Here is a 9,614-nt window from a genome sequence, read left to right as displayed (position 1 = left end):
TTTTCTCAAAGAATTGTCACCCAATGTATTTACCTATATACCCGATCGCTATACAGAAGGGTATGGCGTTTCCCGAAAGGGCATCCAATGGGCCATTGATCACAATATCAATTTGTTCATTACCTTAGACTGTGGTATTCGCGCAGTCGATAATATTAAAATGGCTTCAGAAAATGATATAGATGTCATTGTTTGTGATCACCATTTACCAGGTGATCAACTCCCTCCTGCTGTTGCTATTCTTGACCCAAAACAATCCGACTGCACCTATCCTTATGATGAATTATCCGGATGTGGGATTGGTTACAAATTATTAGAAGCATTTTCCATTCAAAATGGAATTGAAAATCACAAGCTTTTGGATCTGTTGGATTTGGTAGCTGTGAGTATCGCTTCGGATATTGTTCCTATAACAGGTGAGAACAGGTTGCTCGCCTGGTTCGGGCTGAAGAAACTGAATAACTCTCCACTGCCTGGTTTTGCTGCTTTGATAGACAAAGCGGGTATGCGTACACCATTGAGTATTTCGGATGTAGTCTTTGGTATTGGACCTAGAATCAACGCGGCTGGAAGAATCGGTCATGCAAAAACTGCCCTTGACTTGTTGACCCAAGAAGTAAAAGAAGATGCTTATGTTTTTGCTGAAAAGCTCAATCTGGAAAATCAAGAAAGAAGAAACTACGACGAAAGCATAACTGCTACTGCGCTAGATATGATTCAGGCTGATGGACAAGCAGAAAAATGTAGCACTGTATTATATAAAGAGGATTGGCACAAAGGGGTGATTGGCATTGTGGCCTCCAGATGTATAGAGCATTATTATAAACCTACCATCATCATGACAGAGTCGAATGGTAAGATTACAGGATCTGCTCGATCGGTTAATGGTTTTGATATATATACTGCGTTGGAAAATTGCAGCGAACATCTGATCCAGTTTGGTGGGCACAAATACGCAGCCGGCTTAACCATGGAGCCAGATCAATTGGACAATTTTAAAAATGCCTTTGAAGAATCGGTCTCTTCTCTGATTGAAGAAAAACAAAAGACACCCGTCATAGACATCGATCTAGAAATTGACCTGGAAGACATCGATTTCAAGATGTTTGGTATTTTAAAACAGATGGGGCCTTTCGGTCCACAGAATATGCAGCCTGTTTTTTGTAGTCGAAATGTATTTTTGAAAAAAGAGGCACGAGTATTGAAAGAGAAACATCTCAAGCTTTTTATATCTCAAGCCGGTACTACTAATAATTTTGATGTGATTGGGTTTGGGCTTGGTCATTTTCATGACAAACTGGATACTCCATTCGATATTGTATATACAATAGAAGAAAATCACTACATGGGGCAGACTACTTTGCAGCTGATGCTGAAGGATATAAGAGTATGAGACCGATTAAATTGAATTATTATCATTAAAATTGCTGAACGCAAGAGTAGGTATATCATATGCAACTGAGGGCAGAAAATTTAGTAAAGAAATATAAGAGCAGAACGGTCGTAAAAGGCATTTCCGTAAAGGTGGATCAAGGTGAGATTGTAGGTCTACTAGGACCAAATGGCGCCGGTAAAACGACAAGCTTCTATATGACTGTAGGACTAATCAAGCCCAACAGCGGTCATATCTATCTGGATGACCAAGACATTACTGACCTGCCGATGTACAAACGGTCTAAGCTCGGCATTGGGTATCTGGCCCAAGAGGCTTCTGTTTTCAGAAAGCTCACAGTAGAAGAAAATATACTTGCCGTGCTTGAAATGAAGAACTTCACTAAACAGGAAAGGAAAGAAAAAGCCGAAGCATTGATGGAAGAGTTTAGTTTAACTCACGTGCGCAATAACTTTGGCATAGCCCTATCCGGTGGAGAACGAAGAAGGACAGAAATTGCCAGAGCACTCGCCATTGACCCTAATTTCGTTTTGTTAGACGAACCTTTTGCCGGTGTTGATCCGATTGCGGTAGAAGAAATTCAGACCGTAGTAGCTCAGCTGAAAAACAAGAACATTGGCATTCTTATTACTGACCACAACGTGCAAGAGACGCTCTCCATTACTGATCGTGCCTATCTGATGTTTGAAGGGCAGTTGCTTAAATCCGGGACTGCAGAGGAGCTCGCAGCGGATGAACAAGTTCGCCGCGTCTACTTGGGAAGACATTTTGAATTGAAAAGAAAAATTTAATCTAGCGTGCCTCTTTTTAATTCCATCCTCACCTGGGTCATGAGAAAGCGAATCCATCAAATGGAGCTTTTCATGAAGTATCCACACGAAGTTCAAAAAGAAGTTTTGACTCGCTTATTGCATACGGCCAAAGACACAGAGTTTGGCAGAAAGTATGATTTCAAGAATATAAAAACTTACGATCAGTATAAAGAGATTGTACCTGTTCAGGCCTACGAAGCTTTGTATCCTTATATAGAAAGGAGGATGAAGGGGGAACAAAAGCTGCTTTGGTCTTCGGATATCAAATGGTTCGCTAAGTCGTCGGGCACTACAAACGCTCGAAGCAAATTCATTCCGGTTTCGCCTGAAGCTTTGGAAGATTGCCACTTCAAAGGGGGTAAAGATTTGATCTCTATCTACGTCAACAACAATCCAGACACTCAGATGTTTACTGGCAAAGGGTTGGCCATCGGTGGCAGTCATCAGCTCAACGAGTTTGATCCCAATCACGATTCTCACTACGGTGATGTATCAGCAGTGATTATGCAGAACTTGCCTATCTGGGCACAATTCATCCGAACACCTTCTTTGGATGTAGCATTGATGGATAAGTGGGAAGAAAAGATAGAGAAAATGGCTGAATCCACAGCCAACGAAAACGTAACTAACATTTCAGGTGTACCTACCTGGACAATTCCTTTGATTCAAAGAATAAAGGAGATGAAAGGGACTGAAAATATTCTAGACGTCTGGCCTAATCTGGAGGTCTTCTTTCATGGAGCAGTAGCTTTTGGACCTTATCGTTCTTTGTTTAAAGAGCTGATCCCATCCGATCAGATGAATTATGTTGAAACTTATACAGCATCTGAAGGCTTTTTTGGGATTCAAGATCGCTCTGATTCAGATGAATTGTTGTTGATGCTGGACTATGGAATATTCTACGAATTCATTCCTTATGATGAAATTCAAAAAGAACATCCAAAAACTATAGGGTTAGGCGAAGTGAAGATTGGTGAAATCTATGCCATGGTCATTTCCACCAACGCTGGTCTTTGGAGGTACAGCATAGGAGACACCATAAAATTTACTTCAACGGATCCCTATCGAATAAAAATAGCCGGTCGGACAAAACACTTCATCAATGCATTTGGTGAAGAGCTCGTGGTGGAAAATGCGGAAACTGCGATTACCCATGCCTGCGAAATGACTGGAGCGGTAATTGAAAATTTCACGGCTGCGCCCATTCATTTTACTGATAAGACAAGTGGCGGTCACGAATGGGTGATTGAATTTCAGAAGTGCCCAGACAGTCTAGAAAGATTTGCCAGTATCCTTGATGAAAAACTAAGGGAAGTAAACTCTGATTATGACGCCAAGCGCTATAAAGATATTGCGCTAAAAATGCCTGTACTTCATTCTGCAAAGCCGGGTACCTTTTACGAATGGATGAAAAGAAGAGGAAAATTAGGTGGTCAAAATAAAGTGCCCAGACTGGCCAACAATCGAGAATATCTAGATGATATACTAACAATGCTAGCTTAATTAGAATTTACCCAGCTGAATCGAGACCACTCCTGAAAAACCGGATAAATCATCATCGTCTAAGTTTTCTAAAGACGAACCTTTCACCAATCTATACCCAGCGCCAAATCCTAATCTAAAGTGATGCGAGATATTAAGTTCGATAAGCGCAGAGGGTTCGAATACAAAAAATGATGAGGACTCCAACACAAAATCATTATCGCCATTCGCCAAATCAAAGTAATTATCATCCGAAACATCAAGTTGGCCTGCGCCAATAATCATTGGCACACTTAAATGGATGATCTCTCTGGACGCTACTTTAAACCCCATCAACATTCCGGCATAGCCGCCATAAAGGTTCAATTCTCTTGGTGCAGAAGTTTCTGGATTAAAGCCATCGAACTTTGACTCCGTGGTAATGCCATAACCAGCTACTCCTAACATAAAATATTTGTTGATCAATACTCCGCCATAAGCGCCTACTATCAAGGCTTGCTGATCCACTACTTCTCCCACTCTGAAATCAATATTTCCAAATCCTGTAATTTCCTTATCTCTACCAATAATGGATTTAACCTCATTGTTACTTGGCTTGTCAGTAAACTGCTGGGCCCAACTCAAAGAAGTCATAAGACATCCAACAAGTACAAATAGAAGTTTTAACTGTTTCATGACGCTAAGATTAAAATACATATTTGATGGCTATGGAAGCATCCCAAAAGTCAGCCTTGATTTTGCGCATGTCTATATAATTAAGATAGGGCTTCATGTCCAGACTCAACGTGATCGGAACACTCAACATGCGATATTCTATGCCAATCATACCATCTATTCCCATCGTCAGGTAGTTCTTTTCTTTGTATGTGAATTCCGTAGGGTCCGCATTCGATAGTTCCTTATCAATCCCTCCATGCTCTTCAGAACCTATATGTCCCCCAACTCCATAGTAGAAATAAAAATTCTCGTTGAAAGATACATGCATGGGTTGGTGTATCAGGTGAAGCACTGTAAGTTGAATACCACTTCTTCTATTGCTAATGATAGCCTCAATCGACTGCTCATCTACAATAAACTTCTTGAAAGTTAAACCAGAGCTGCCTCCCAATCTAATGCCAGCAGAACGATCGTATTGCTGAGCATGAGATTGAACTGAACTAAATATTAGCAGCATGAACAAACACACCGCTTTCATTAAATACAATTGTTTCATTGAGATAGACCTTGATTAGTTTTTATTGGTTATGCCTCCTGTTTCTTCCAGATAAACAGTCACTTCTCCTGATTCCCCTGCGATGGTTACTTGGCTTTGTTTTGGTTTTATCATGCCTACAACTCCAGTCAATGTAATGACTTTGTCATTGTCGGCACTTCGAGTTTTGTTCATTCCCATAAAATTGGATGTCAAAAACATCCGGTCTTCACGACCTGTAAGGGTGGCTGAAAAATATGACCCCATATCAAAGCTTATATTGACATCGGCTGTTTTACTCTTCAGGTTCACCAGATTGAAGTTGCTATTAATGCTGTGCACAAGCAAATCGCCATAGTTCAATTCCATGTCCAATCGGTCTAGCATACTATCTATGAGTATGTTTGAAAAACTGGAGTAACCCCTGACCGCTGTTGCTTTTGCCATATGGATTTTATCATTCCTAGAATCTACTTTCAAGCTTTGAACCGTCTTTACGTTAAAAGTAGAAGAACTGCTGGTGAGAACAATATCACCTCCCTCTCTTAAATCCAATTCAGCTCCTTTCAATTCCAAAAATGCCTTATCCAATTTTTTTATCCGAGCCTTACAAAAACTCAAATTCAACTTGCAGGTGCCAGCTAATTCGTCTGCTTTGAAATCTCCATGAGCCACACTAATATTAGATTCCTGACTGAGGCTTTCCATGTATACGTCTCCGTATTTATTGTCCAAAGTCACGGAAGCCTTATGTGGAATACTCAATTCGTAATCAACACTGATTTTATTTTTACTAATTAATGTTTTAGAGTAATCCCCCAAACTATTGATCACCTCTTTGAATACACTGGAGTTTCGATCGAATAAAGTCTCAATGGTTAAGACATCTCCGAAATTGGTGAAATCCACATCCACTCTTTCCATACTTTTGGTTAGCGCTTCATCGTTTTTACCATAGGCTGTGATCTTTACATTGACTTGAACTGAATCTTTGTCCCAGGTATTTAATATCACTTGGCCATACTTGTTAGTTAATTCGACAGTTGCAGTATTTTCCACTTTAAAACTTTGCGAAATATTCTTCACCAAAGTCCTAGACTGTGCTTGTGAGACATACGCTGCCACCATCACTCCAATTAAAATTAGAATGACCTTCCCCCACATTCGATATGTAGCGCGTTGTCTCATAGTTCCTTACGCTCCTCCAATTGGGTGATGATTTGTTCTAATATCTGCAATTTGATTTTGTAATTATCAATCATCGCATGAATCACCTCCTCATTGTCTGCGTTGTCCTTCAAATCACTTTTTAATTCATTGAAAGCTACATCCAAGGCCTCCATATTTCGAAAGACTTCTTGTTCCGCATTTTGATCCAATTGTGATATATGAGCGACTTTAGTGGCTATGAGCTCACCATAATAATACTCGGCCTCTTGCAATTCTGCGCTCATCATGAATTCCTGCGATTGACTTTTCCAATTGACCCAGCTCATATAAAAAGCAGCCCCAGTCACAACTAGAAAAACTGCCGCCGCTCTCCAAACATAAACAAGAGGAATCACCACGCTTTTGGCTCTTTTTTCAGCTTGTTCAAGTTTATCCGAAATCGCCTGCCAATCCTCTTGAGGATAATCGTAAACCTCAAAGGAATCACGATTTACATCTATAAAATTCTTTAAATCATTTGTTTCCATAGCCTTGGAATTTTTTGGTTTTCAGCAAGTCGCGGATTTTCTGCTTGGCCTTGCTGTACTGTGATTTTGACGCTGATTCCGAAATACCCATGATCTGACTGATCTCTTTATGATCGTACCCTTCGAACAAATACAAATTGAATACTGTCCTGCATCCATCGGATATTTGTTCCAAGGCTTTCATAATTGCCTGTGCCTCATGTCCAATAATCTCTTGATCAATCCATTCATCTTCATCGGCTGGATCCACATTTTCATCAATTGAAATGGCAAATATCCGTTTCTTCTTGATGGCGTTAATGCATTTGTTGACCGTTATTCTTTTGATCCATGCACTGAATGTGCTCAACTCTTTGAGGCTATGAATTTTCATAAAAGCCTCAACAAACGCATCCTGAAGTAAATCACGAGCCTCATCTTCGTCATTCATCATTCTTCTGCAGATATTATACATCGCGCCCGCATACCTCTTATACAATTCATTCTGTGCCACACGGTCGCCCGCTTTGCACTGAAGGATGAGTTTGTTGTGTATGTCGTACTGAATGTTTTTCACTTCTGCATTTGAATACTCTATAGACATCTCCTTTTTAGAATGGTTTCCAATTAAAAGACTTCTTTTTGATAGATAGCACTAAAAATAAATCGTGAAAAGAAATGGGCTTCTTTTTCCTTTCGGAATCCTGAGTCAAGCAATAGGCTATCTATATTTTTAAGTTTATTACTTTCTAGTTGAGTGGTCATTTTAAAAAACCAATGCATAATTGCAGAAAGTAACCTTTTCCACCAATTAGATTCCCGATTGTTAAAATCTGCTACTAATAAATTGGCACCTTCATTCATCATTGTTTTGATGCGATATAAATGCTCTTTTAGTGAGTGTTCCTTGAATAAATCAAGAAAGTAAAAACAACACACCCAATCATATTTACTCCGTGGAGTAAAGGACTCTAGCGTGACTTGCTGGAAATTCACTATCAAATTTGAAGAATCTAGGATGCGTTTTCTAGCTTTTTCGATCATTGAGGACGAAGGTTCGATAAAATCTATCTCCAGAGGAATATCCAAACGACTTAATGCCTCAAGTACCTTTCCAGTACCGCCACCAATAATAAGGATACGATCATTGGGTTTTAGATCTGACAGAAAGTGCGTTTGTGATTTTAGAAGATTACCTCGGAAAATCAACTTTGCTAGCACATCGTAGATCCAAGCAATACGGTCGTAATTGTTCAAAACAAAAAGATCAATCCTGGAAATAAAAACACTAAATCACCCACCCATCTGAAGCGTTCGTTTTTTTTGAACCATTGCGGAGCGAAATAAATAGCAGCTAATATCAAGGACATAACTATAAATATAGTCGTCAGCAAAAATTGGTTCAGAGATAGGCTAAAAAAGAAAACAGACCCAATGGACAACCCCAATAAAACAAGTAAAAGAAGCAGGTGATTCAAAGTCTTGACAACACCAAAGTGAGTGGCCCAAGATTGATGACCATCCTGTGTGTCATGTGCTACTTCGTAAAATGAGAACAACAATAAATTGATCGATGCCATCAATACAGTTTGCATAAACAGAAGATAGATCACCAAATCCATATCAGGCTTTAAAGAAAAACTCCCCAAGAATACTCCACAGCTATAGAGCACGGCGATGAATATTTCCTTAGCAAAGTAAATTTTGAACAGCCAAATGGATAAGAAATAGAGACCTACCAGTCCCAATAAAACACAGCCCAATATCAAAGTTTGGTAGGGGAGAAAAGATAAAATTCGAAGCCCAAAACAAGCAACGAGAACAAACACAATAAAAATGGGCTTCCGGAATTTCTTATGAAACGCATGTCGTTTCATACTGGGATCTCTTTCTGAGCTATTGCCGTCGATCAAATGATCCAATGTATAGATGAGCCAAATACAGCAGCCCAATGCTGTGGGAATACTCCAGTGCAAATCAGCATTTACAACTTTGCCAATAGCCAATGAAAATATAACTCCCCCAGTTACAACGTCGAGTGACAGCCAGCGCAAAACTGACAATATGGACTTGAAAACGCTCATAGTACAATCTAAAACAAAAAAGGCTGAACTTAAATGAAGCTCAGCCTTTCGTTTATGTTTTTATATGCCTTATCCATCGCTGGCCAATGCCTCAGCACCACCCACGATTTCAAGAATTTCCTTAGTAATTGCTGCCTGACGAGTTCTGTTGTAAGTCAATTTCAATGCTTTCAACATTTCTCCAGCATTGTCAGTGGCTTGATCCATGGCTGTCATTCGAGCGCCATGCTCTGAAGCATTCGACTCAAGCGCTGCTTTGTAGAACTGTACTTTCAACGATTTAGGGATCAACTCCTCAACCACATATTGCATAGATGGCTGATAGATATATTCCTGATTAGTGAAAGCTGACTCAGCCTCATCCGCAGTAGCCTCTACTTGCTCTACTGGCAAGAATTGCTCTACTTGAAGAATTTGAGTGGCCACATTTTTGAACTCGTTGTAAACTAATTCTACTTTGTCGTAATCACCATCAACAAAAGACTTCATCACATACTCCGCCGCTACTTTCGCTTGATCAAAAGATAGATCACCGAAAATACCATAGAAGTTGTCTACTACTTGATAATTTCTCTTAGAGAAAAATTCAAAAGCCTTTTTACCTAATGGTAAGATGTGAATGCCGTCGTGTTTGCTCTCGTAAGAGTAATTTTCTTCTATCAGATTGACAGTTGCTTTGAACACGTTGTTGTTGAAAGCGCCACACAACCCTCTGTCAGAAGAAACCACTACGAGAAGTACATTGTTCACTTCACGTTCCTGACCGTAGATATTATCAGAACTATCCTCCATACCTGCCGACACATTTTGCAATAAGCCCGTAAGCTTTTGCGAATAAGGCCTCATTTGAGTGATCTTATCCTGTGCTCTTTTCAGCTTGGCAGCAGCTACCATTTTCATGGCGCTAGTGATCTGCTGAGTTGAGGTTACAGAAGATATTCTGTTTTTTACTTCTTTTAAATTAGCCATTGCAGC

Annotated in this window: 11 protein-coding genes (1 of these 11 running past the window's edge); 3 read left to right on the top strand and 8 right to left on the bottom strand. The window is 39.8% G+C overall.

Going from position 1 to position 9,614, the window contains the following annotated elements; genetic code table 11:
* The 3 genes in view from recJ to R8N23_RS03035 are tightly spaced (at most 59 nt apart) and all read left to right on the top strand, a layout consistent with a single transcriptional unit that may run on beyond the window.
* Positions 1-1,393, top strand: the 3' portion of a protein-coding gene (recJ, locus tag R8N23_RS03045) for a single-stranded-DNA-specific exonuclease RecJ (RefSeq protein WP_318170092.1). The gene continues 299 nt to the left of window position 1, outside the view; only the last 1,393 of its 1,692 coding nucleotides appear in the window; its start codon lies beyond the left edge, outside the window; it ends in the stop codon at positions 1,391-1,393.
* A 59-nt stretch (positions 1,394-1,452) separates the two neighbouring features.
* Entirely contained in the window at positions 1,453-2,184 is a 732-nt protein-coding gene (lptB, locus tag R8N23_RS03040) for an LPS export ABC transporter ATP-binding protein (RefSeq protein ID WP_318170091.1), read from the top strand.
* Positions 2,185-2,223: 39 nt separating this feature from the next.
* Entirely contained in the window at positions 2,224-3,708 is a 1,485-nt protein-coding gene (locus tag R8N23_RS03035; RefSeq protein ID WP_318170090.1) for a GH3 auxin-responsive promoter family protein, read from the top strand.
* Here the strand turns inward: R8N23_RS03035 and R8N23_RS03030 are convergent, their stop codons facing one another.
* The 8 genes from R8N23_RS03030 to atpG all read right to left on the bottom strand — a co-directional run bounded on the left by R8N23_RS03030 (position 3,709) and on the right by atpG (position 9,608).
* Positions 3,709-4,362: a hypothetical protein gene (locus R8N23_RS03030; RefSeq protein ID WP_318170089.1), complete on the bottom strand. Its 654-nt coding sequence runs from the start codon at positions 4,360-4,362 to the stop codon at positions 3,709-3,711. It lies immediately after the preceding gene.
* A 10-nt stretch (positions 4,363-4,372) separates the two neighbouring features.
* Positions 4,373-4,900 (bottom strand): hypothetical protein, encoded by a 528-nt coding sequence (locus R8N23_RS03025; protein ID WP_318170088.1) that lies wholly within the window; start codon positions 4,898-4,900, stop codon positions 4,373-4,375.
* Positions 4,901-4,915: 15 nt separating this feature from the next.
* Entirely contained in the window at positions 4,916-6,067 is a 1,152-nt protein-coding gene (locus R8N23_RS03020; protein WP_318170087.1) for a hypothetical protein, read from the bottom strand.
* Positions 6,064-6,576, bottom strand: coding sequence for a hypothetical protein (locus tag R8N23_RS03015; RefSeq protein ID WP_318170086.1), 513 nt, complete (start codon positions 6,574-6,576; stop codon positions 6,064-6,066). The genes R8N23_RS03020 and R8N23_RS03015 overlap by 4 nt, the downstream gene beginning before the upstream one ends.
* Positions 6,563-7,159 (bottom strand): RNA polymerase sigma factor, encoded by a 597-nt coding sequence (locus tag R8N23_RS03010; RefSeq protein WP_318170085.1) that lies wholly within the window; start codon positions 7,157-7,159, stop codon positions 6,563-6,565. Before R8N23_RS03010 ends, R8N23_RS03015 begins: the two co-directional genes overlap by 14 nt.
* 23 nt (positions 7,160-7,182) lie before the next feature.
* Positions 7,183-7,812, bottom strand: a complete 630-nt coding sequence (locus R8N23_RS03005; RefSeq protein ID WP_318170084.1) for a class I SAM-dependent methyltransferase — start codon at positions 7,810-7,812, stop codon at positions 7,183-7,185.
* The gene (locus R8N23_RS03000; RefSeq protein ID WP_318170083.1) at positions 7,809-8,639 is read right to left on the bottom strand and encodes a UbiA family prenyltransferase; all 831 of its coding nucleotides are present in this window, start codon (positions 8,637-8,639) and stop codon (positions 7,809-7,811) included. The genes R8N23_RS03005 and R8N23_RS03000 overlap by 4 nt, the downstream gene beginning before the upstream one ends.
* 69 nt (positions 8,640-8,708) lie before the next feature.
* A complete protein-coding gene (gene atpG / locus R8N23_RS02995; RefSeq protein ID WP_318170082.1) occupies positions 8,709-9,608 on the bottom strand; it encodes an ATP synthase F1 subunit gamma in 900 nt (299 codons plus the stop codon).
* Positions 9,609-9,614 lie beyond the last annotated feature (6 nt).

The sequence above is a fragment of the Reichenbachiella sp. genome, assembly GCF_033344935.1.
Taxonomy (GTDB): Bacteria; Bacteroidota; Bacteroidia; order Cytophagales; family Cyclobacteriaceae; genus Reichenbachiella.
Note: the sequence above shows the minus strand (reverse complement) of the source record. Positions and strands in the feature narration are given on the sequence as shown.

Coding starts and splice junctions, on each gene's coding strand:
- R8N23_RS03015 (WP_318170086.1), bottom strand. CDS start 6,576: ATGGAAACAAATGATTTAAAGAATTTTATAGATGTAAATCGTGATTCC.
- R8N23_RS03010 (WP_318170085.1), bottom strand. CDS start 7,159: ATGTCTATAGAGTATTCAAATGCAGAAGTGAAAAACATTCAGTACGAC.
- lptB (WP_318170091.1), top strand. CDS start 1,453: ATGCAACTGAGGGCAGAAAATTTAGTAAAGAAATATAAGAGCAGAACG.
- R8N23_RS03035 (WP_318170090.1), top strand. CDS start 2,224: ATGAGAAAGCGAATCCATCAAATGGAGCTTTTCATGAAGTATCCACAC.
- R8N23_RS03000 (WP_318170083.1), bottom strand. CDS start 8,639: ATGAGCGTTTTCAAGTCCATATTGTCAGTTTTGCGCTGGCTGTCACTC.
- R8N23_RS03025 (WP_318170088.1), bottom strand. CDS start 4,900: ATGAAACAATTGTATTTAATGAAAGCGGTGTGTTTGTTCATGCTGCTA.
- R8N23_RS03030 (WP_318170089.1), bottom strand. CDS start 4,362: ATGAAACAGTTAAAACTTCTATTTGTACTTGTTGGATGTCTTATGACT.
- atpG (WP_318170082.1), bottom strand. CDS start 9,608: ATGGCTAATTTAAAAGAAGTAAAAAACAGAATATCTTCTGTAACCTCA.
- R8N23_RS03020 (WP_318170087.1), bottom strand. CDS start 6,067: ATGAGACAACGCGCTACATATCGAATGTGGGGGAAGGTCATTCTAATT.